Below are 20,575 nucleotides of genomic sequence, written 5' to 3' on the forward strand. Positions count from 1 at the left end.
TTTGCATCCGTTGTAGCAGCGGCAACTGGAAGCCGCTGCGCGCAGACAAAAATCGGCCAGACGAACACTGAAGTTCAGTGCAGATCTTTGCAGGTCGAGGCTGGCCGACATGCCCAGCCATGCTGCTGAGCGATGCGACACAGGGCTTCCTTTAGACGCTTCCACGCCCCTTCACTGACAACGTGAGGGGCGCACTCAATTTGAGCATGCGCGTAATTTTCGTCCAAGGGGCGGTGCAGCACATCCACGGCATGCACCATCTGTACCTGTTCGTCCTTGTCTAAAGTTGCAACCGATATACCGCGAACTTCACCCGCGATGAGGGCCACCACCCCGGCGGAAGGCGCTTTCCTGGAGGACTGCGGGGCGCCTTGACGTAGATCCTGCCTATCTACGGATGGCTTGCGCTCCCGATCATTGAAGGCAGAGGTTCGAACTTTAAGAAGCTCTCCTGTGTCACCACACATGAAGCAGTCCGGGTTATCCGGAACGGATCGCAACAAGAGCTCGTCTGCCGCTACCTCTGTGGCAGGCTCAGGCATATTGCAGCCAGATCCAGACATCTGCAAAAGCATCAAGAGATGGCAGCGAACTCTGGTCCATTTCCGTATCTATGTTTGTCCCCCAACTTCGGACAACCTCCATGGACTCTGGAGCAAAGTAAAGCGTGACCTTCCGCTCATCACTCCACCATTCAAAAATTACCTCTCCGTCTTCACTTGCACTGACCTGAGGCTCTCGCCAGATCCCAACACGCGCGCTCACGCGATAGAGCTCAGGCAAACGGGCCTCCGCATTCGCTATTGCTTCAGCTATCGGTTTGGCGCTGCCATTGCCGTCCCAGTCTTCCTCAAGATTTCGAAGGAGGGCCAACTTCTGCTGGGACTTTAACGTCAGCAATCTGGCAATTTGATGTTGAGGCGGATCACCCGCCTCTTCAGTCATTGGGTTGTACCGCCCCAGACCATATGCATCTGCGGTATTGGTCGTGCTGTTTGACAACAGGCTGCCATGCCTCGTGGGATGCAAGTTCATTCGATCATCCTCCTCACCTCATCAGTGATCGCCGCTTCAAAAATCTCGTTCTTGCGCTCACGCAGTTGATACAACACCGTCCAAGCTGCCGCCAAGTCCATCGGGGTCTGTTTGGTGCAGAAAACATCGATATCCAGAAGGACCGCCATCGCGTTTGGATCAGGCGCCGCTTCGAGGCCAGAATTAACGATCGCGGTGTATTCGGGGCCAAGATCCTTCTGCGCGAGCACCAATTGCATGAAGTACCCCTGCAGATCAGCCGAGACGTCGGCTGGTCGTCGCGGCGATAGGTTCAAGTAGGCCTCCAGATCAACCCCTTGGGGCACGATGATCCGGTTGATGTAGCGGACAGCAAGGCGATTCACCGAGATCGCTTTGAACTCAAGAACAAAGCTCTCCAGGATGGGACGCATCTCCTCGGAGAAGCTTTCCCACTCCGAGTACGGCTGCATGTGGCTGTAGGACAGGCCCTGCCGGCGTAACTGCAAAATCCGACTACCCGTCGCACTTGTCAGGCGAACACCGAGCGTCTCGCGAGCCGCGTTACTCGAAATCTCCCCCCCGTTTGACGTAGCTACCGCCAGTGCGAAGGTATTGATGCGTTGCGACTGAGGAAACGAATCTCGCAACGTTGCGGCGAATTCTTCAAGGTGCGTCGCCGCCGGCTGCTGCTCGAAACCGAGTTGCAGATCGATTACAGCTTCTGCGATGGGTGCTCGCTTGTAGTGGGCCAATCGGATTGCGATGACGCAGGGCGCCAGCCGTTTTTATCAGTGGACTTGATATTGCCTCAAGAAATCGGCTTTGGGAATACGTGCCTGCGAGCTTATGCACTGATTTTCCACTAAGTTATCCACAGGCCAGCCTTCCCATACCGCGTGGGTGCGGTATTCGTTGAGTAGGGTCGTGCCCGGCAATACAACCGGCGTCCGGAGGTAGCCCTATGCCTATCGCCGCCTCCGCGAGCCGCCAAACAGCCCTTTGAGCACCGCACCCAGAATGCCCCAGAAGCTGACGGTCGAGCGGTTGTAGATGCGATTCCTGGCCGCGCGCTTCGGGTTCGTCAACCAGCCCCAGCCGCGAGGAGCCTTCAGCCCCAGGTTGTGGCGCACCATGCGCTTGACGGAAGTCCGCGCCGCAATGGATTTGCGGATGGACGGCTTGCGGATACCAAACTTCATTTCTGCTCCCATCCAACGACCGCGCCGTTCTCGAGCGTCACTCGCAGCAGGTACCTGTTCTTCCCAGCCGGGTGATACTTCCAGATCTGACGATGCTTGGTTTTCATGACCCGTGATTCGACGTCCGCAGGTCGGCCAAGAGAATCGTTGAGCTGCTCTTCCGTCTGCCCTTGCCAGAAACGGCAGGACATGATCCCCTCGACGATTTCAGGATCACCGTACTTTTCCAAGAGCGCTGCGCGGCGGCGCTTTCGTGCTTCGCTCTTTATCCAAGCTCCCCCTGCTGAAAAAAGTACGACGCACACAATCAGTCCAACCAAGATATCCATCTTCAGCACCCGTTGTAGTTCTTCCGCCCGCTGGCAGTGATTGTGTAGGTTCCGCCTCGCGGCCCTACATGGCAGGTTCGACTGCCGACCTTGTAGTTGCCATTCGACGAAAGAGCGGCGGCACGCGAATTGGTGCGCGAGTACAACGGCTGCTGCATGGTGGTGGAACCGGTGCTGGACCCGCCACGGCCAAGGTCGTTTGCCGCACGCAAGCACTCCTGCCGTTTGCTCAGCGGCTCCATGGCATTACATGCCTCCAGCAGGATTGAAGGCGTCTTTGCCCAAGTCGGGCCAAGTGCGACCAAGGCAATGAAGACTGCGAGGGCCTTCATGGTTGCTCTCCTCCAGCATTGCGGGCTCCGGCCCGTCTCACGCTCCCATGCCAATTTTGGCCTCAGTTTTACGCACGAGCAGACCCGGACCTGCCGAATGCGTTAGGACGAACCCCTATTTGTTAGCCGCCATGGCTCTAAAGACAAGAAATTGGCGTGCCAAGCAAATCGGAGCAGGAGCCACGATCACGGCCACTATCGGGTTCTGGATCGCCAGTCACGCATGCTTTCGGCAATGCCGACAAACCACTCGGGCGCGTTGCGAAAGTCCTTGAGAAGGTGGTTGTAGCGCAATGCGCGCGCATTCCAGGCACGCCGGTACGCCCCCTCCACATCGGTCATCATCCACGCTCCGAGTTGGAGAAGATGAAAACGCTCCTGCGTTGGCCTGACCTCGAAGAGCAGGCGCCCCGGCGCTAGGCCAGGGTCCTCCACACCCAGCTCGGCCAACAGGTGATCGTGCAGATTCACGTTACGGTAGGTGCTGCTCAACAGCTTCAGCGTCTGCCGCAAAACCGCGAACTCCGACCAGTCCACGCCCGGAAGTTCAAATCCTTGCTGTAGGTCCAGCAGTTCCTGCCGGCACACCAACCACTCCATACCCTCGCGGCTGTAGCCATCGCCCAGCACTGGTGGTGCCTCGTCATAGCGCGCGCCACAGGCATGGCAACTTCGCATTGGAACTTCGCCGGAAGCCTCATCCCGCCCGAAATCCATCCGGAAGTAGGCCACGGCCTCTCCGCATTGATGGCAACGGTCATCCAGCAGGCGTTGATGAATCGAGCAGAACGTACAGAACGCCAACCTCCAGCGCCTGCGGAAATACGGCTGCTCGTCCGCAGCGAGGCATTCCGCACAGAACTGCTGTCCGTAGGCCCGGCGTGTGCGGTGGTACATCTTCAGGTTCAGGACCCAGGGCAACACGCCGGAAGCCTTGAAATGGTTGAAGAACGCCCCTTCATAGGCCTTTAGGGAAGTGGCGTAGGCGATGTCCTTCGGAGTTGCCGTACGCTGGATCAACTCATCCAGCAACCAGCTAGGCGCCAGCCGGTCGATGTCCCGATTCCAGACCTGCAGGCGGTTGCCGAAGATCAGGTTGCAGAAGGTCTGGACCTTCAGGCCCATCCCATGAGCAAGCCGCACCAGCCAACTGGAGGTCAGCTCATCGGGAAAGGGCTTGTAGCGGACTGGCCAGAGCGATGGCGTCAGTCCGTGCATGGCTTCAGATCGCCAGCTGCACGCCTGGTTGAACGCTGCGCCTGCGCTTGGACGGTGGAGTCCAGACCAGGTCGTTGATCAGCGCTTCAGTGATCTGCTCGACCCCGGTATCGATCGCCTTGACGGCCGCATTGCGCACGAGCGAGCAGATATCGCCCAGGGAGTCTTCGGCACGCTCTTTAACCAAGCGAAGCATCGCCACCGACTTCAGATCGGAGGGCTTCTTCAATGGAATCCGCTTCTCCATGGTGGCCAATAACGTACCCACCTCCTTATCGCTTTTCCATCGAGGCATGTACATCGTCTCGAACCGACTGCCCAGTTGTTCGTCAATCGTCAGTGCGTTCAACGCGTCGTAGGTGCCCGCGGTCACCATGCGGACCTTTGTGTCGTGCGCCAGATTCTTCAGCGCGTTGCGGAACTGGCGCTGCCGTAGTGGCGGTCCTTGCAGGGTGTTGTTGATCTCATCGATGAGCAGAACCTTGACACTGACCTTGCGAAAGATGAGCTTGATCTGGGAATACATCGCCCCTTCTTCCGCATTCGGCTTGTACGGAACCAACAGCGCATCCAGGATGCTCATGTAGAGCGCTTTGATTTTGGGCTCTGGAGGACAGGTAATGACGACCACGTCAACCACAGAGGTCTCAGCCTCCGGAGAAACAACCGGACCGTGAAGGGACAGGAAGCGCTCGAGCACCGTCGACTTTCCGCTGTGCGAGTCACCGATGAGCAGAAGATTCGGCGGGCGCGTGGAAGGTGGATGACGAAGGAGGAACTCCATGAACTCCAACGCCTTCACAGAAGGCGTCAGCGACATCCATGAGCCCATCAGGATCGCGTTCTGTCGCTCGGCATCGGGCGCGTCGATCATCTTGAGCGCCTCCTCGCCAAGGTGAGGGTACAACGAGTTCGGTTTCGATGGGCTCGGTGTTGACGAGTTTGTCGTTGACGACTTCACTGTTGGCGAGTTCGACTTCTTGGGCATGCAGTACCTATTCCTCTTCGATCGGGAAGATTTCGTCAGGGTTGTATCCCGCAATCGCGTCCGGCGGCGAAGTAGGCACCACCTGTGAGGCGCGCGGCAACTCGGCAGGCCTGCGGTCGCGCGCCTTCGCATGCTCAGCACGCCGCTGCATGTTTTGACGGGCCTTCTTGGTCGTCTCCGCGCTCTCCTGCTCGCGCCTACGCTGCTCCAACACGATGGCCATCACGGCGCGTGTGTCTTCAAGCCTCCCGCCACCATCCTCCTGGATGCGTTGTGCCGCGTCGTACTCCCATTGGCTGATGCCAGGCGGCAGGCTCGGATCCGCATAGGGAATCCGCACGTACTGCTTCTGGATCGGGTCCCGGAAATAGAGCACGCTGATGTCGCGAGGATCCCGGCCGAAGCGGTGATAGACGCTGGTCTTGGTCTTCGGATCCTTGATGTTCACGTACGGCCTCAGGCAGTCGTGGAAATAGACGATCCGATCGATCACCACGCCTTCAGGATGAATGACCCGCTCCTGGAATGGAAGCAGATCGATGCGCAGCTTTTCCTCGTCCTGAACCAGGGCCGGCCGGCCTCGTCCTGGTTTGGTCTTTGTGCCCAGGATGCCTTCCTTCCACTTTTGCGCCGGCGGCATACCGAGCGTCGAGTGCTTCTCTTGGTGATACTTCTCGATGGTTAGATACAGCCATGCCTCCAGCTCCATGAGGGTCATGGTCGCCGTCTTCTCCGAGTCGTACTCACCCCTTTCCTTGGGGTTCGAGAACGTGGCCCCTGGGAGCGCCTTGATCTTGGAGGCCAGCGTACCCATGAAACGCTCGATGATGGCGCCGTACTTGGGATTTTTGACCGGACGGAAATGCGCGTCGATATGGTGCTCCTTGCACCCGAACTCGATCAACTTGCCCCGGAACTCCTTGGCGTTGTCCATGTGCACGACGTCCATGACGCCGTAGTACGGCCAGTCGACCTGGTTCGTCAGACCAAGTTGCTCCAGGCGCCGGCGCTTGGTCAGGATGGCGCTCGTGATGCACAGCCCCGCGGACAAGCTCGATGGCGGATCGAGGGACACATAGAACCCCAGGATGACACGGCTGTAGCAATCGATGAGAACCGTGATCCACGCGCGCCGGATCGCCTTTCGGTACTTGTCGTCGACAACGATGATGTCCAGCAACGTGTGGTCCATCTGCGCGATGGCAAGCGGGTAGTCAGCATCCGGCAGCTTGTTGCCTCTGCCTGGCGTCTTGTTCGCTTCGAACTTCCTCGCCTCGGCCTCGCCCTTGCGCTTCTTGGCTCGCTTCTTCTCTTCGATTTCGTCGATGCGCGAGCGAATCGTGTTGGGAGCCGGCGGCTTGATGCCTGCGACTGCGCAGTCTGCCTCGATTTTTTCCACCAGGGCTTTCTTGCTGATCTTCTGACCAGTGAGGAAGTAGTTCTTGATGCCGTCCTGGATCACGTGCTCCAACTCGTCTGAAAGACGGTTCTTTCCTCGCCCGCCGCTCGGGCGGTAAGGAAGGAGGCTCGAGAGCAATTGCGTCTCGTACAGATCGTGCATCAGCCGGTAGAGGGTTGCCTGCGAAATCTCAAGCTCGGCGCAGGCTTGCTCCCGAGCCTCCTTCGAGACCGTCTTCATGGCCAGCAGTTGCGTCAGGATCTTGCGCCGGTGCTCGGCAATCTCCCAGTCATGCGAATCCACGCCGTCCAGGTTGACCTGCTCGGCTACCTTGATCTTCTTTCCTCGCCTGAAAACCTCCCGAAAACCGAGTTCATCCAGATCCAGCGTCGCCAGCTCTTCCGTCCCCAGTTCCTTCGCCATCACCTTCATCAGGCCGACGAACCGCAGGATGACGAACTCCTTGCCGTCCTCGGTCTTGACGACCATACCTTCGCGTGGCTTCAGCAGAGGAGCGGCTCTATGGCGAGGATCGGTCATGGCTCGGCGCCCGGAATGATCCACGCATCGTTTTCCATGGGGGCGTCCAGATCCAGGAGGATCCTGCGGTGCGCGACGCAGGTCCAGAAGTGATGGAGCATTTCTCCACTTCCGTCTTCATGAGCTTCCCGTAACTCACCGACGGTGGAGCTTTCGCCTTGCTCGGCAAGCCAGGCAAGGAGCCGACTCGATGCCGCGGTATCTGGCGGATGCCTCAGGAAGCCGCGCAGATACTTGATGTTCTTGAGCCGCTGATGCGGGAAGTCTTCCTGGCTTTTCTTGATGAAGATCCAGCCCCGCTCCGCGCAATACGCCTCGGCAGCCCTGAACTTGGGCTCGTACTTCTGCTTGTTGGTTTCGAAATCTGCCCGGGTCTTGACCTCGGTTAGCTCCGAAGGACGTCCCAGTTCCTTGCGATAGTGAACGAGCACATCGGGCACGTACCCGTTGCGCACACCTTTCACTGGAATTCGCACCGGCTGGACCTCGATACTCAGGACGTCATCGTCGGGGCCCAACAGGAGGACATAGTCCTTCTCCTGCAGCGACTCGAACTCCTGAAGCTCCTCCGAATGGCGCGTGTGCACGCGCCCCGTCACCCCCAGGTAGTTCCTGGGAATCCTTCGTACAGGCATATCTTCTCCCCCGAGAGATGCCGGATATTCTCATACTCTTCTGAAGGCGCGGGGATATGGCACGGAGCCGATGCCGGTTGCCGACGATCTCCATTTTCTGCCCGAAATGCTCTTGCCGGTAGGACGGAGTCTTCTGATTCCTGCGTTCATGCATGCACTTTCGCGGACCGAGGGGGCGGTGGCTGAGGCGCCACCTTAGGGCTTTTGGACCTCCCCGGGGTGGTTACTGGAACACCCCGGGGAAGCCTCACACGCCCTCCTAAGCAGACGTCATCGCAAAGCAGACGTCGTGGAGGTAGACGTCATGGAGCAAGACGCAGTAGATCCGTCAGGGGGAGGCATAGGTGCCCTGCCTCCAGACCTTCATCGGCTTGCGAGGCCGCAGGACGCTGGGGATACTGCACACATCGATTCAATGAGCGGGTACAGAAAATGGCAGCTATTCCCAAGAAGGCCGCAGCGGACGCGACCACCGACCGCCGGGTTGCAGCGAAGTGGTCCAAGACCGTCGCCGAATCGGGCTGGACATCGTTCCCCAACGTCATCTTCGAGCGACAGCAAGCGCTGCGGCTTTCTCCGCTGGACATCAACATCCTGCTGCACCTCGCAGGCAATTGGTGGAACGCTGGCACCAATCCGTATCGCTCCAAGAAGACGTTGGCTCTGGCCATTGGCGTGCACCCGAGGACCATCCAGAAGCGCATCGAGGAGATGGAGAGATGGGGATACGTCAAGCGCATTTACCGCAAGGCCGGCGTGGGCGACAACCTCCCCAACGAGTACGACCTTTCAGGACTGATTGAGAAGATTACGCCCTTCGCCAAAGAGAAGCTCAACGAGCGCGCCAAGGCGCAGGTGGAGAAGACTGCCGCGATCACCCGCAAACGACCGCTGACGGTAGTCGTCGGCGGCAAGTGAAAAGGCGAAACCCGCCAGGTGCTGGAACACCGAAGCGGGTTTCTTGTGCAACTGGTCCTGGAGAGGGACTTCAGAGAAAGGAGGCTTTCAATGCTTTGGCTGCGCAAGCACATCACATTAGGGTAGCCCCGCTCGGGTTGCGTCCGAGCGGGCATCTTACGCGAGAGGTGGGACTCTGTCCCTTCTCTCGCTCACGCGTATCGACCCACGCGGAAGATCCGCCAACATCCCCGAGAAATCTCCCCAAAAGGCAAGCACACGATGGCCAGTGTTTTTTTCTCATACAGCCACAAAGACGAGGAACTGCGCAACCAGTTGGAGGCGCACTTGGCACTGCTCAAGAATCAGGGCCTCATTGACGCGTGGTACGACCGCCGCATCATTGCAGGAGACGAGGTCGACGATGCAATCTTCAACCAACTCGAGACCGCCGACATCATCCTGCTGTTGATCAGTTCGGACTTCATCAGCTCGGCGTACTGCTTTTCCAGAGAGATGACGCGGGCCATGGAACGCCACGAAGCGGGCAAGGCACGGGTCATCCCGGTCATTCTTCGTCACTGTGAATGGCACAGCGCCCCATTTGGCAAATTGATGGCCGCCCCAAAGGACGGCAAGCCGGTGGTTTCCTGGCCGGATCGCGATGAGGCGTTGGCCGATGTGGCCAAGCAGGTTCGTCGGGCTGTTGAAGCCATCTCGGCACCCGCTCTCCCTAAGCAAGCATCGCGCACGACCCGGCCAGCGCCCCCATCAGCCTTGAAGGATTCATCCCGACCAAGCCCTGAGCTTCCGCGCTCTAGCAACTTGAGACTCAAACAGGAGTTCTCCGAGCAGGACCAGGATGACTATCTGCGCGCGACTTTCGAATTCGTGGCCAGATTCTTCGAGGGGTCTATAGGAGCAGTTGGCGAAAGAAATCCGGATGTCAAAGGCAACTTCGAACGCATCGACTCCCGCCGCTTCGCCGCAGTCCTCTATCGCAACGGCAAGAAGCTGGCGGAATGCTCCGTCCGCATGGAAGGACTAAGTGGGCGCAACAACGGCATAGCCTTCTCACATGACTCATCGGCGAGCCAAGGATCCTTTAACGAAATGCTGAGCGTCGAGGCTGGTGAACAATCGCTGTTCCTGAAGGCACTGGGCATGGGCTGGGGTGGCGACGAGCGCCGCAAACAGCTCTCCCAAGAGGGTGCTGCCGAGTACCTTTGGGAGATGTTCATCGACAGAGCACAGCGATGAGGAGGCCGTAAACTACCGTCGGCTATGGGCAGAGCAGCACATCTATCTCAAAACTGGGTTTCTCTCTGAAAAAGCTCAAAGTTGACTTGATTTTTCTCATTCACTTTTGAATTTTTCTCACTGACTTCTGATTTTTTCGAATGACGGAGCCCGTTTTTTCTCATCAACTTCTGGGGGCTGTCATGAACCGAGCCCACCGGCTCAGGGCAGATCCAGCCTGTACCCCACCCCATAGATCGACCGTATCAGCTCCTGCCCCTCGCCCACCGCATCGAGCTTGCGGCGCAGGTTCTTGATGTGGCTGTCGACCGCGCGATCGGTCACGGCGCGCTGGTCGGCGTGCACGTGGTCGAGCAGCTTGTCGCGCGAGAGCACGCGGCCGCGCGCGTCGGCCAGGGCCTTCAGCAGGCGGAACTCGATAGGCGTGAGCCCCAGCGGGTTGCCGTGCAGCGAGGCCTTGTAGGCCTGCTCGTCGATCTGCAGCGGCGACGAGACTCCGCGCGCGGCGTAGCCGCTTCGCCGCAACAGCGCCTTCACGCGCGCCACCACTTCGCGCGGGCTGAAGGGGGTCTTGCAGATGTAGTCGTCGGCGCCGAGTTCCAGGCCCATCAGGCGGTCGGCCTCCTCGACGCGCGCCGTGAGCATGATGACGGGCACATCGCTGAACAGCCGCAGCTCGCGGCACACGCTCATGCCGTCCTGGCCGGGCAGCATGACGTCGAGCAGCACCAGGTCGGGCCGGCGTGCCTTCACCGCCGGCACCGCTTCCAGCCCGTTGGCGAGCCATTGCGAGCTGTAGCCCGAGGCCTGCAGGTAGTCGGCGAGCAGGGCCGCCATGCGCGGCTCGTCCTCGACGATCAGGATGTGCGCGGGGGCGGCCGCGCCGGGAGTGTCGTTCATCTTCTTCGTTCTCCTCTCCTCAAACCTTCGGCAGGCGGATCGCGATCCACACGCCGCCCAGCGGCGAGGCCTTGGCCTCGATGGTGCCGCCGTGCGCCTCCACGATGCTGCGGCAGATGGCCAGGCCCAGCCCCGCGCCGCCGCTGGCGCGGTTGCGCGAGCCTTCTCCGCGGAAGAAGCGTTCGAACAGGCGCGGCAGCAGCGCCGCGTCGATGCCCGGTGCCGAATCCATGAAGTCGATGGCTACCTCGCTTCCTTCTTCCCGTGCCTCGATGCGCAGCACGCCGCCCGCGTCGGTGTAGCGGCAGCTGTTGAGCACGAGGTTGCTGAAGAGCTGGTGCATGCGCCGCTCGTCGGCGAACACCGAAAGCGGTTGCGCCGGCAGCGCCAGATCCAGCCGCAGGCCCGCCGAGGCGAGCCGCTCGCGGAACGCGTCCACGCACGGCTCCAGCAGCTCGCGCACGTCGGCGTCGGCCTTGCGGTACGCGAGTGCGCCCACGTCGGCCATCGACAGGTCGTAGAGGTCGGTCACGAGCTGGTTGAGCATGCCGACCTCGTGCTGCAGCGACCGCACGGCCTGCGCGTCGAGGCGGCGCACGCCGTCTTCCATGGCCTCCAGCTCCCCGTGCAGCACGCCCAGCGGCGTGCGCAGCTCGTGCGACACGTCGGCCATGAACTCGCGTCGCATCTGTTCGTTGCGCTGCAGCGTGTTGGCCAGCGAATTGAAGTCGCGCGCGAGCTGCCCCACCTCGTCCTGCGAGGCCACGGCCACGCGGCTCGCGTAGTCGCCCGCCGCCAGCCGATGCGTGGCCGCGGCCACGCGCTTGACGGGCGCCAGCAGCACCCGCGCGATCCACCACGCGATGCCCGCGGCCAGCAGCACGCAGAGGCTGCCGATGACCCAGCTCGCGCGCAGCTGGCTCTGCTGGAAGCGCTGGTCGCCGGCCTCGCTCACGCTCTGGAAGGGCATCATCGCGACCCAGCCCACGGTCTTGCCGTCGACCACCACGGCGCGCTCGACGGCGCCCTTGCCCACTTCCCTGAAGCCGATGATGACGCGCCTGTCGGTGTCGAGCAGCGAAATGCGCAGCACGGCGCCCGTCAGGTCCGACACCAGCGCCGGCGAGCGCCCCGGCTCGAAGTGATCGCCGAGAACGGAAGGCGCGGGCCGCATGATCTCGAACCAGGGGCGAGGGTTGTCGCGCAGGAAGTCCCAGTTGCCGTGCTCGCGGTAGGCAGCCACTGCATTGGGCACCACCGCGTCGAGCCGCTCCAAGCCCTGCTCGTTAAGGTAGCCGACGAAGCCGCGCTCGAAGTTCCAGCGCGAGGCCGCGCCCATCGCGACCACGGCCAGCACGGCGGTGGCCAGCACGGCAAGAAAGAGCTTGGTGGTGATGCTGATCTTCTTCATGAAGGCCCACAAGATAAGCCAGATGCCGCCCGCGCGGTGCACTGCGCGCCCATGGCCGCGCAGGCCCGGGGACCTTCAAATTGGCTCCACATTCGCTGAAGACCATGGGTTCCAACCTGATTGGAACCCCTCTGAACATGTCTTCCCGCTTCATCCGCACCGGCCTCGCGTGCGCCCTGGCCGCTGGCCTGCTGGGCGCCATCGCGGGATGCTCCGGCTCATCCGCTTCTTCATCGTCCGCCCCGCCCCAGGGCGCCCCCGCCGCTCAGGTGAGCGTGGTGACGGTGCAGCCCCAGAACCAGCCCGTGACCACCGAACTGTCTGGCCGCACCCGCGCCCGGCTGAGCGCGGAGATCCGCCCGCAGGTCGGCGGCATCGTGCAGCAGCGCCTCTTCGAGGAAGGCGCGCTGGTCAAGGCCGGGCAGGTGCTCTACCAGCTCGACCCCGCCACCTACAAGGCCGCCTACGCGAGCGCGCAGGCCAGCGTCGCGAAGGCTGAATCGACGGTCAACGCCGCGAAGGTCACGGCGCGCCGCAACGCCGAGCTCGCGAAGATCGAGGCCGTCAGCCAGCAGACCAGCGAGGACAGCCAGGCCACGCTGCAGCAGGCCGAGGCCGACCTTGGCGTGGCCCGCGCGGCGCTCGACACGGCGCGCATCAACCTCGGCTTCACGCGCATCACCGCGCCCATCGCCGGACGCATCGAGGCCTCCACGGTCACGCCGGGCGCGCTGGTCACGGCCAGCCAGACCACGGCGCTGACCACGGTGCAGCAGCTCGATCCGATCCACGTCGACGTGACGCAGTCGACCACCGAGCTGCTGCGGCTGCAGCGCGAACTCGCGGCTGGCACGCTCAAGAGCGGCGGCGAAAGAGGCCAAAGAGGCGAAAGAGGCGAAGCCTCGGTGAAGCTGCTGCTGGAAGACGGCACCGCCTACGCCCATGCCGGACGGCTGCAGTTCTCCAGCGTCACGGTGAGCGAAAGCACCGGCGCGGTCACGCTGCGCATCCTGGTGCCCAACCCCGAGCGCACGCTGCTGCCTGGCATGTACGTGCGCGCCGTGCTCGAAGAGGGCGTGGCTGAGCAGGCGCTGCTGGTGCCGCAGCAGGGCGTGACGCGCACGGCCAGCGGCGACGCTTCGGCGCTGGTGGTCACGGCCGACAACAAGGTCGAGAAGCGCGCGCTGAGGGTGTCGCGCGCGGTCGGCAACCGCTGGCAGGTGACCGAGGGCCTGAAGGCCGGCGAGCGCGTGATCGTCGAGGGCTCGCTCAGGGTGAAGCCCGGCGACACGGTGAAGCCCGTCGCGGCCGATGCCACAACGGTGGCGGCCGCTGCAGCAGCCCCCGCGGCGCACTGAGGAGCCCGCGCATGGCACGCTTCTTCATAGACCGGCCCATCTTCGCGTGGGTCATCGCCATCGTCATCATGCTGGCCGGGGCGATGTCCATCGGCACGCTGTCGCTGGAGCAGTACCCCGACATCGCGCCCACCAAGGTCAGCATCAACGCGACCTACACGGGCGCATCGGCCAAGACCATCGAAGACTCGGTCACGCAGGTGATCGAGCAGAAGATGAAGGGCCTCGACCGGCTGGTGTCGATGTCGTCGAGCAGCACCTCGTCGGGCACGGCGCGCATCGAGCTCACCTTCGAGGCCGGCACCAACGCCGACGTGGCGCAGATGCAGGTGCAGAACAAGCTGCAGCAGGCCGAGTCGCAGCTGCCGCAGTCGGTGCAGAGCCAGGGCGTGACGGTCACCAAGTCGGGCACCGACTTCCTGATGATCGTCTCGCTGGTCTCCGAGGACGGCAGCGCCTCGGCCACCGACATCGGCGACTACATCTCCAGCAGCCTGCTCGACGTGGTCAGCCGCATCGACGGCGTGGGCGACGTGCAGGCGCTGGGCTCGGGCTACGCCATGCGCATCTGGCTCGACCCGGCCAAGCTGCAGAAGTATTCGCTGATGCCCTCGGACGTGACGAGCGCGCTCACCAGCCAGAACACCGAGGTGTCGGCCGGCCAGCTCGGCGCGCTGCCGGCGGCCTCGGGCCAGCGGCTCACGGCAACGATCACCGCGCGCAGCAAGCTGCGCACCGCCGCGCAGTTCCGCGAGGTGATCGTCAAGTCCGACGCCAGCGGCGCCATCGTGCGCCTGGGTGACGTGGCGCGCGTCGAGCTCGGCAGCGAGAGCTACACCATCGCCAGCCGCTTCGACGGCAAGCCCTCGGCCGCCATGGGCGTGAAGCTGGCCACCGGCGCCAACGCGCTCACGGTGTCGAACGCGGTGAAGGCCAAGCTCGCGGAGCTGGGGCCCTTCTTCCCCAACCAGATGAAGGCCGTGGTGGGCTACGACACCACGCCCTTCGTGCGCATCTCCATCGAGGAGGTGGCCAAGACGCTGGTGGAGGCGATGGTGCTGGTCGTGCTGATCATGTACCTCTTCCTGCAGAACCTGCGCGCCACGCTGGTGCCCGCCATCGCGGTGCCGGTGGTGCTGCTGGGCACCTTCGGCGTGCTGGCGCTGATGGGCTACTCGATCAACACGCTCACCATGTTCGGCATGGTGCTGGCCATCGGCCTGCTGGTGGACGACGCCATCGTGGTGGTGGAGAACGTCGAGCGGCTGATGACCGAGGAAGGGCTCTCGCCGAAGGAGGCCACGCGCAAGTCGATGCGCGAGATCACCGGCGCGCTGGTGGGCATCGCGCTGGTGCTGTCGGCGGTGTTCATCCCGATGGCCTTCTTCGGCGGCTCGACGGGCGTGATCTACCGGCAGTTCTCGGTGACCATCGTGGCGTCGATGCTGCTGTCGGTGCTGGTGGCGCTCACGCTGTCGCCGGCGCTGTGCGCCACGCTGCTCAAGCCGGTGGAGGCCGGCCATCACCAGGAAAAGCGCGGCTTCTTCGGCTGGTTCAACCGCAACTTCGAGCGCAACGCCGACCGCTACCGCTCGGGCGTGGGCGGCCTGCTGCATCGCGGCAAGCGCAGCCTGCTGGTGTATGCGCTGCTGGTGGCCGTGCTGGGCGTGGTCTTCATGCGCCTGCCCACCTCCTTCCTGCCTGATGAAGACCAGGGCACGCTGATGGCGCAGGTGAAGCTGCCCGCCAGCGCCACCGACGAGCAGCTGCAGCAGACCATGAAGAGCTTCGAGGCCTACCTGGGCTCGCAGAAGGAAGTGGCCCACTTCATCACGCTCACCGGCCTGAGCGGCGACCAGGCCACTGGCAACGCCTTCATCACGCTGAAGGACTGGAGCGAGCGCGGCGGCAAGGCGCAGGACGCCGCCTCGCTGGCGCGCCGCTTCACCATGGACATGGCCGCGCGCACCAGCAACGCCAACGTGTTCGTGATGCTGCCGCCCGCCGTGCGCGGCCTGGGCTCCAACGCCGGCTTCGACGTGCAGCTGCAGGACCTGGGCGGCATCGGCCATGAAGCATTGGTGCAGGCGCGCGAGCAGTTCCTCTCGCTGGCGCGCAAGAGCCCGGCGCTGAGCCAGGTGCGCAGCAACAACCTGGACGACACGCCGCAGTTCGCCATCGACATCGACGACCGCAAGGCCGCGGCGCTGAGCCTGTCGACCTCGGACATCAACGACACGCTTTCCAGCGCGATGGGCGGCAGCTACGTGAACGACTTCATCAACAACGGCCGTGTGAAGAAGGTCTACGTGCAGGCCGACGCGCCCTTTCGCATGCAGCCCGACAGCATCGACAGCTGGTACGTGCGCAACGGCAACAGCGAGATGGTGCCCTTCTCGGCCTTCGCCAGCAGCCGCTGGACCTATGGCTCGCCGCAGCTGTCGCGCTACAACGGCATGTCGTCCTTCGAACTCGTCGGCGACCCGGCCGCGGGCGTGAGCTCGGGCACTGCGATGAACGCGGTGGAAGGCATCATGAAGCAGCTGCCGCAGGGCATTGGCTACGAGTGGGCGGGCAGTTCCTACCAGGAGCGCCTGTCGGGCTCGCAGGCGCCGCTGCTTTACGCGGTGTCGATCCTGTTCGTGTTCCTGTGCCTGGCTGCCCTCTACGAGAGCTGGTCGGTGCCGTTCTCGGTGATGCTGGTGGTGCCGCTGGGCGTGCTGGGCGCGGTGCTGGCGACCAGGCTGGCGGGGCTGTCGAACGACGTGTACTTCCAGGTGGGGCTGCTAACCACCGTGGGGCTGGCGGCGAAGAACGCGATCCTGATCGTGGAGTTCGCCAAGCAGCTGCAGGACGAGGGCATGGCGCTGGTCGAGGCCACGCTGCAGGCGGTGCGCCTGCGGCTGCGGCCCATTCTGATGACCTCGCTGGCCTTCATGTTCGGCGTGCTGCCGCTGGCGCTGAGCACAGGCGCCGGCTCGGGCAGCCGCCGCGCCATCGGCGTGGGCGTGCTCGGCGGCGTGGCGACGGCCACCGCGCTGGGCATCTTCTTCGTGCCGCTGTTCTTCGTCGTGATCAGGCGCTTCTTCGCGCCCAAGAAAAAACCCGGGGCGGCACCCACGCTGACCGCGCAGCCCGAGGCATGAAAGCCATGACATCCCTTCGTTTCAGACTCTCTTCGCTCGCCCTCGCCGCGCTGCTGGCCGGCTGCGTCAATCTCGCGCCCACCTACTCGCGGCCCGAGGCGCCCATTCCCTCGGAGTGGCCGGCCGCCGGAGCGAAGGCGGACGACGCCTCCGTTTCCGCCGGCACCGGCTGGCAGAGCTTCATCACCGACGAGCGCCTGCGCCGCACCATCGAGCTCGCGCTGGCCAACAACCGCGACATGCGCGTGGCGCTGCAGAACATCGAGAAGGCGCGCGCGCAGTACGGCGTGCAGCGCGCAGAGCTGTTCCCCAGCATCGCGGCCACCGCGGGCGGCACACGCCAGCGCACCTCGGCGTCCACGAGCAGCAGCGGTGAATCGTCCGTCGGCAGCACCTACACCGCCGCGCTGGGCTTCAGCAGCTACGAGCTCGACCTGTTCGGCCGCGTGCGCAACCTCAACGAGGCCGCGCTGCAGAGTTACCTGTCGACCGAGGCCACGACCCGCAGCACGCGCATCAGCCTCGTGGCCGAGGTCGCCTCGGCCTGGCTCACGCTGGCCGCCGACAACGAGCGGCTGAAGCTCGCGCAGAGCACGCTCGCGAGCCAGCAGCGCTCCTACGAGCTGACCAGCCGCATGAAGGCGCTGGGCGCCAGCACCGCGCTGGCGCTGGCCCAGTCGCAGACCACGGTGGATTCGGCGCGCGTGGACGTGGCCAGCTACACCGCGCAGGTGGCACAGGACCGCAATGCGCTCGACCTGCTGGCCGGCGCCACCGTGCCCGACGAACTGCTGCCGCCCGCCGGCATGGCCACGGCCAGCGCGCTGGTCGACGTGCCCGCCGGCCTGCCATCGACGCTGCTGCAGCAGCGCCCCGACGTGCTGGCCGCCGAGCACACGCTGCAGGGCTCGAACGCCGACATCGGCGCGGCGCGCGCGGCCTTCTTCCCGACGATTTCGCTCACGGCAAGCGCGGGCTCGTCGAGCACGGCGCTATCGGGCCTCTTCAAGGGCGGCAACAGCACCTGGAGCTTCGCACCCTCGATCAGCCTGCCGATCTTCAACGCCGGCAGCAACCGTGCCAGCCTAGATTCGGCCAAGGCGCAGCGCGAGATCGACCTCGCGACCTACGAGAAGACCGTGCAGACCGCGTTCAAGGAAGTGGCCGACGCGCTGGCCGTGCGCGGTTCGCTGGGCGAGCAACTGGCGGCACAACAGTCGCTGGTGGATGCGACGCAGAAGAGCCTCACGCTGTCGCAGGCGCTCTATCGCAACGGCAGCTACAGCTACCTGGAGGTGCTGGACGCGCAGCGCTCGCTGTACACCGCGCAGCAGACGCTCATCACGCTGCGCCTGTCGGAGCAGAGCAACCGCATCACGCTCTACAAGGTGATGGGCGGCGGAGATACCGCTTCCGCGGGCTGATCAGCCGCGCGTGGCGTTCTCCTTCATCTTCGCCAGCGCTATGGCGATGGCTGCGCCGCCCAGCGTCTTGATGAGCCCGGAGTGCTGCGCGTAGAACCGGCTCACCTCGTCGATCACGCCGGCGTGCTGCTGCTCGGCATGCGCGGCGATCTCGGTCACCTGCGCGGGCGAGAGCTGCGAGGCCTGGTCGGGCGTGATCTGCGTCTGGCCGGGCTGCAGCATGCGTCCGAGCACGCCGCCGGCCAGCGCCGAGGCGGCTTCCGGCCCGAGCGTGGCCAGTATCTGGTTGAGCACGCCGGCCTGCTGCGAGGGCGACGACTGTCCGAAGAGCTGGCCCACGGTGTCGCCGAAAGGCGGCGTCTGGTCCGAGCGCATCGCGGCCGCGAGCCCCGCGCCCAGCTCGCCGGTGGAGGCGTGCTGCGCGACCTGGTCGAGGCGGGCTTCGGCATCGTTGTTGCCGATGGCCTGCTGGAGGATGTCGAGTAAGCCCATGGAAAACTCCTTGATGAAGGGATCCGGCTGCCTCAGCGGCTCACGAGGTGCCAGGCCCCGAGCAGCACCGCCGCACCCACCACCGAGGCGATGAAGCCGGCGCCCGCGCCCGCCGCATACCAACCCATGGCCTGCCCGGCATAGGTCGCGACCAGCGAGCCGGCGATGCCGAGCACCGCCGTGAGGATGAACCCCATCGAGTTGTTGCCCGGCAGCACCGCGCGGGCCAGCAGCCCGGCGATGAAGCCGATCAGAATCGTCCAGATGATGTGCACGGAAAACCCCCTGTCGTTGGTGACAACAAGCACCGCCGCCGCTTGGCGTACAGCGCCCGGGGATCGTGTTCCCGCGTTCCTGAGCGCCAACTGACGGCGCGCCGCCCGGTCGCCAAGGCGCTGGCCGAAAGCGGGAGCATTTCGCTATCCTGCCGTTTGGCCAAGAAGAAGGAAGACGACTTTGCAAACTCACCCCGCCGTCCAAGCCGCCATGGAACGCAGTTTCGGCGCCATTGCCGATCTGGTCCGCCTCCACGCGCAACACACGCCCGACCATGCCGCCCTGTCGGACTCAACCCGCACGCTGGACTACCGCGCCCTCGACGCGCTGATGGACCGGGTCGCAGCCAGCCTGCAGCGCGACGGGCTCAAGGCCGGCGACGCCATCGCCATCTGCGCCTCGTCGTCTGTGAACTATGCTGCCGTGTTCCTGGGCGCGCTGCGCGCGGGCGTCGCGGTGGCACCGCTGGCGCCCGGCTCCACGCCCGCCAGCCTGGCGCGCATGATCGAGGACGCCGACGCGCGCATCCTGTTCAGCGACGCATCGGCCGCCGAGGTCATCGGCCCCGCGAAGGAAGGTGGTGTTCCGCGCGTGGCGCTCGACGGCTCGCAGATCGGGCGCGGCATCGAGGAATGGCTGGCGCCTGCCGGCGCGCGGCCCGAGGCGGTCGAGGTGCAGCCGGGCTGGGCCTTCAACATCATCTATTCGTCGGGCACCACGGGCGAACCCAAGGGCATCGTGCAGGGCCACGGCATGCGCTGGGCGCACGTGCAGCGCGGCGCCAAGTACGAGTACGGGCCCGACACGGTCACGCTGCTTTCGACGCCGCTCTATTCCAACACCACGCTGGTGGTGTTCTTCCCTACGCTGGCCTTCGGCGGCTGCGTGGTGCTGATGCCCAAGTTCGACGCGCTGGGCTACCTGCAGCTCGCGCAGCAGCGCCGCGTGACGCACACCATGCTCGTGCCGGTGCAGTACCAGCGGCTGATGGCGCATCCGCGCTTCGACGAGCACGACCTGTCTTCCTACCGGCACAAGTTCAGCACCAGCGCACCCTTCGGCGCCGCGCTGAAGGCCGACGTGCTCAAGCGCTGGCCCGGCGGGCTGGTCGAGTTCTACGGCATGACCGAGGGCGGCGGCACCTGCATCCTGGAGGCGCACCTGAACCCCACCAAGCTGCACACCGTGGGCCGGCCCGCCGAGGGCAGCGACATCCGCCTGATCGACGAGGAAGGCAACGAACTGCCGCGCGGCGACACCGAGGTGGCCGGCGAGGTGGTGGGCCATTCGGCCGGCATGATGACCGGCTACCACCGCCAGCCCGCCAAGACGCGCGAGGCCGAGTGGTTCGACGCCACCGGCAAGCGCTTCATCCGCACCGGCGACGTGGGCCGCTTCGACGCCGACGGCTTCCTCACGCTGTTCGACCGCAAGAAGGACATGATCATCAGCGGCGGCTTCAACATCTACCCGAGCGACCTGGAGGCCGTGCTGCGCGGCCATGCCGCGGTGGCCGACGTGGCGGTGGTGGGCGTGCCCTCCGAGCAATGGGGCGAGACGCCTGCCGCCTTCGTGGTGCGCCGCGAGGGCGACGCCACCAGCGAGGACGAGCTGCTGCAGTGGACCAACGCCCAGCTCGGCAAGACACAGCGCCTGGCGCGCCTGGCCTTCATCGACGAGCTGCCGCGCAGCGCGATCGGCAAGGTGCTCAAGCGCGAGCTGCGTGAGCTCGCCGGCCGTTGACAGCGCCGGGC

General features: G+C 64.1%; 19 protein-coding genes. 6 read left to right on the plus strand and 13 right to left on the minus strand.

Going from position 1 to position 20,575, the window contains the following annotated elements:
- Window positions 1-534: 534 nt before the first annotated feature.
- From EJP67_RS30010 to EJP67_RS30050, 9 genes are all read right to left on the minus strand, one after another.
- Window positions 535-1,035, minus strand: a complete 501-nt coding sequence (locus EJP67_RS30010) for a hypothetical protein (RefSeq protein ID WP_126025365.1) — start codon at window positions 1,033-1,035, stop codon at window positions 535-537.
- Window positions 1,032-1,769: a TIGR04255 family protein gene (locus EJP67_RS30015; protein WP_165909746.1), complete on the minus strand. Its 738-nt coding sequence runs from the start codon at window positions 1,767-1,769 to the stop codon at window positions 1,032-1,034. Before EJP67_RS30015 ends, EJP67_RS30010 begins: the two co-directional genes overlap by 4 nt.
- Window positions 1,770-1,982: 213 nt before the next feature.
- Complete coding sequence (locus EJP67_RS30020) at window positions 1,983-2,216, minus strand: hypothetical protein (RefSeq protein ID WP_126025367.1); 234 nt, start codon at window positions 2,214-2,216, stop codon at window positions 1,983-1,985.
- Complete coding sequence (locus tag EJP67_RS30025) at window positions 2,213-2,545, minus strand: DUF2845 domain-containing protein (RefSeq protein ID WP_126025419.1); 333 nt, start codon at window positions 2,543-2,545, stop codon at window positions 2,213-2,215. Before EJP67_RS30025 ends, EJP67_RS30020 begins: the two co-directional genes overlap by 4 nt.
- Before the next feature lie 2 nt (window positions 2,546-2,547).
- Window positions 2,548-2,877, minus strand: coding sequence for a hypothetical protein (locus tag EJP67_RS33845; RefSeq protein ID WP_206169579.1), 330 nt, complete (start codon window positions 2,875-2,877; stop codon window positions 2,548-2,550).
- Between the two features lie 195 nt (window positions 2,878-3,072).
- The gene (locus tag EJP67_RS30035) at window positions 3,073-4,095 is read right to left on the minus strand and encodes a TniQ family protein (protein ID WP_126025368.1); all 1,023 of its coding nucleotides are present in this window, start codon (window positions 4,093-4,095) and stop codon (window positions 3,073-3,075) included.
- A 4-nt stretch (window positions 4,096-4,099) separates the two neighbouring features.
- Window positions 4,100-4,969 carry a TniB family NTP-binding protein gene (locus EJP67_RS30040; RefSeq protein ID WP_165909747.1) on the minus strand — a complete coding sequence of 290 codons (870 nt, stop codon included), beginning with the start codon at window positions 4,967-4,969 and terminating at the stop codon, window positions 4,100-4,102.
- Window positions 4,970-5,090: 121 nt separating this feature from the next.
- Window positions 5,091-7,022: a DDE-type integrase/transposase/recombinase gene (locus EJP67_RS30045; RefSeq protein WP_126025370.1), complete on the minus strand. Its 1,932-nt coding sequence runs from the start codon at window positions 7,020-7,022 to the stop codon at window positions 5,091-5,093.
- Window positions 7,019-7,621 (minus strand): TnsA endonuclease N-terminal domain-containing protein, encoded by a 603-nt coding sequence (locus EJP67_RS30050; RefSeq protein ID WP_165909748.1) that lies wholly within the window; start codon window positions 7,619-7,621, stop codon window positions 7,019-7,021. Before EJP67_RS30050 ends, EJP67_RS30045 begins: the two co-directional genes overlap by 4 nt.
- Before the next feature lie 468 nt (window positions 7,622-8,089).
- Between EJP67_RS30050 and EJP67_RS30055 the strand changes: the two genes are divergently transcribed.
- Together EJP67_RS30055 and EJP67_RS30060 are read left to right on the plus strand one after the other, a co-directional pair.
- On the plus strand, window positions 8,090-8,575 hold the full coding sequence (locus tag EJP67_RS30055; protein ID WP_126025372.1) for a helix-turn-helix domain-containing protein: 486 nt from the start codon (window positions 8,090-8,092) through the stop codon (window positions 8,573-8,575).
- Between the two features lie 261 nt (window positions 8,576-8,836).
- Window positions 8,837-9,814, plus strand: a complete 978-nt coding sequence (locus EJP67_RS30060) for a toll/interleukin-1 receptor domain-containing protein (protein ID WP_126025373.1) — start codon at window positions 8,837-8,839, stop codon at window positions 9,812-9,814.
- A gap of 201 nt (window positions 9,815-10,015) precedes the next feature.
- On the opposite strand, the gene EJP67_RS30065 is transcribed toward EJP67_RS30060, so the two are convergent.
- Together EJP67_RS30065 and baeS are read right to left on the minus strand one after the other, a co-directional pair.
- Window positions 10,016-10,714, minus strand: a complete 699-nt coding sequence (locus EJP67_RS30065) for a response regulator (protein ID WP_126025374.1) — start codon at window positions 10,712-10,714, stop codon at window positions 10,016-10,018.
- Window positions 10,715-10,733: 19 nt separating this feature from the next.
- Window positions 10,734-12,125, minus strand: a complete 1,392-nt coding sequence (baeS, locus tag EJP67_RS30070) for a sensor histidine kinase efflux regulator BaeS (protein WP_126025375.1) — start codon at window positions 12,123-12,125, stop codon at window positions 10,734-10,736.
- A 137-nt stretch (window positions 12,126-12,262) separates the two neighbouring features.
- Here baeS and EJP67_RS30075 point away from each other — a divergent pair, with 137 nt between their 5' ends.
- From EJP67_RS30075 to EJP67_RS30085, 3 genes are read left to right on the plus strand one after another with little or no spacing between them, the layout of a single operon-like run.
- On the plus strand, window positions 12,263-13,483 hold the full coding sequence (locus EJP67_RS30075; RefSeq protein WP_126025376.1) for an efflux RND transporter periplasmic adaptor subunit: 1,221 nt from the start codon (window positions 12,263-12,265) through the stop codon (window positions 13,481-13,483).
- An 11-nt stretch (window positions 13,484-13,494) separates the two neighbouring features.
- A complete protein-coding gene (locus tag EJP67_RS30080; protein WP_126025377.1) occupies window positions 13,495-16,629 on the plus strand; it encodes an efflux RND transporter permease subunit in 3,135 nt (1,044 codons plus the stop codon).
- 5 nt (window positions 16,630-16,634) lie between these two features.
- Window positions 16,635-18,053, plus strand: a complete 1,419-nt coding sequence (locus EJP67_RS30085; RefSeq protein WP_276312272.1) for an efflux transporter outer membrane subunit — start codon at window positions 16,635-16,637, stop codon at window positions 18,051-18,053.
- On the opposite strand, the gene EJP67_RS30090 is transcribed toward EJP67_RS30085, so the two are convergent.
- Together EJP67_RS30090 and EJP67_RS30095 are read right to left on the minus strand one after the other, a co-directional pair.
- A complete protein-coding gene (locus EJP67_RS30090) occupies window positions 18,054-18,545 on the minus strand; it encodes a hypothetical protein (RefSeq protein ID WP_126025379.1) in 492 nt (163 codons plus the stop codon).
- A 32-nt stretch (window positions 18,546-18,577) separates the two neighbouring features.
- A complete protein-coding gene (locus EJP67_RS30095) occupies window positions 18,578-18,820 on the minus strand; it encodes a GlsB/YeaQ/YmgE family stress response membrane protein (RefSeq protein ID WP_126025380.1) in 243 nt (80 codons plus the stop codon).
- A 211-nt stretch (window positions 18,821-19,031) separates the two neighbouring features.
- Between EJP67_RS30095 and EJP67_RS30100 the strand changes: the two genes are divergently transcribed.
- Window positions 19,032-20,564: a class I adenylate-forming enzyme family protein gene (locus EJP67_RS30100; RefSeq protein ID WP_126025381.1), complete on the plus strand. Its 1,533-nt coding sequence runs from the start codon at window positions 19,032-19,034 to the stop codon at window positions 20,562-20,564.
- Window positions 20,565-20,575: the final 11 nt, after the last annotated feature.

Origin of the sequence: Variovorax guangxiensis, assembly GCF_003952165.1 — a bacterium.
In the GTDB taxonomy this organism is placed as follows: domain Bacteria; phylum Pseudomonadota; class Gammaproteobacteria; order Burkholderiales; family Burkholderiaceae_C; genus Variovorax; species Variovorax guangxiensis.

Coding starts and splice junctions, on each gene's coding strand:
- EJP67_RS30010 (WP_126025365.1), bottom strand. CDS start 1,035: ATGAACTTGCATCCCACGAGGCATGGCAGCCTGTTGTCAAACAGCACG.
- EJP67_RS30020 (WP_126025367.1), bottom strand. CDS start 2,216: ATGAAGTTTGGTATCCGCAAGCCGTCCATCCGCAAATCCATTGCGGCG.
- EJP67_RS30025 (WP_126025419.1), bottom strand. CDS start 2,545: ATGGATATCTTGGTTGGACTGATTGTGTGCGTCGTACTTTTTTCAGCA.
- EJP67_RS33845 (WP_206169579.1), bottom strand. CDS start 2,877: ATGAAGGCCCTCGCAGTCTTCATTGCCTTGGTCGCACTTGGCCCGACT.
- EJP67_RS30035 (WP_126025368.1), bottom strand. CDS start 4,095: ATGCACGGACTGACGCCATCGCTCTGGCCAGTCCGCTACAAGCCCTTT.
- EJP67_RS30040 (WP_165909747.1), bottom strand. CDS start 4,969: ATGATCGACGCGCCCGATGCCGAGCGACAGAACGCGATCCTGATGGGC.
- EJP67_RS30045 (WP_126025370.1), bottom strand. CDS start 7,022: ATGACCGATCCTCGCCATAGAGCCGCTCCTCTGCTGAAGCCACGCGAA.
- EJP67_RS30055 (WP_126025372.1), top strand. CDS start 8,090: ATGGCAGCTATTCCCAAGAAGGCCGCAGCGGACGCGACCACCGACCGC.
- EJP67_RS30060 (WP_126025373.1), top strand. CDS start 8,837: ATGGCCAGTGTTTTTTTCTCATACAGCCACAAAGACGAGGAACTGCGC.
- EJP67_RS30065 (WP_126025374.1), bottom strand. CDS start 10,714: ATGAACGACACTCCCGGCGCGGCCGCCCCCGCGCACATCCTGATCGTC.
- baeS (WP_126025375.1), bottom strand. CDS start 12,125: ATGAAGAAGATCAGCATCACCACCAAGCTCTTTCTTGCCGTGCTGGCC.
- EJP67_RS30075 (WP_126025376.1), top strand. CDS start 12,263: ATGTCTTCCCGCTTCATCCGCACCGGCCTCGCGTGCGCCCTGGCCGCT.
- EJP67_RS30080 (WP_126025377.1), top strand. CDS start 13,495: ATGGCACGCTTCTTCATAGACCGGCCCATCTTCGCGTGGGTCATCGCC.
- EJP67_RS30085 (WP_276312272.1), top strand. CDS start 16,635: ATGACATCCCTTCGTTTCAGACTCTCTTCGCTCGCCCTCGCCGCGCTG.
- EJP67_RS30090 (WP_126025379.1), bottom strand. CDS start 18,545: ATGGGCTTACTCGACATCCTCCAGCAGGCCATCGGCAACAACGATGCC.
- EJP67_RS30100 (WP_126025381.1), top strand. CDS start 19,032: ATGGAACGCAGTTTCGGCGCCATTGCCGATCTGGTCCGCCTCCACGCG.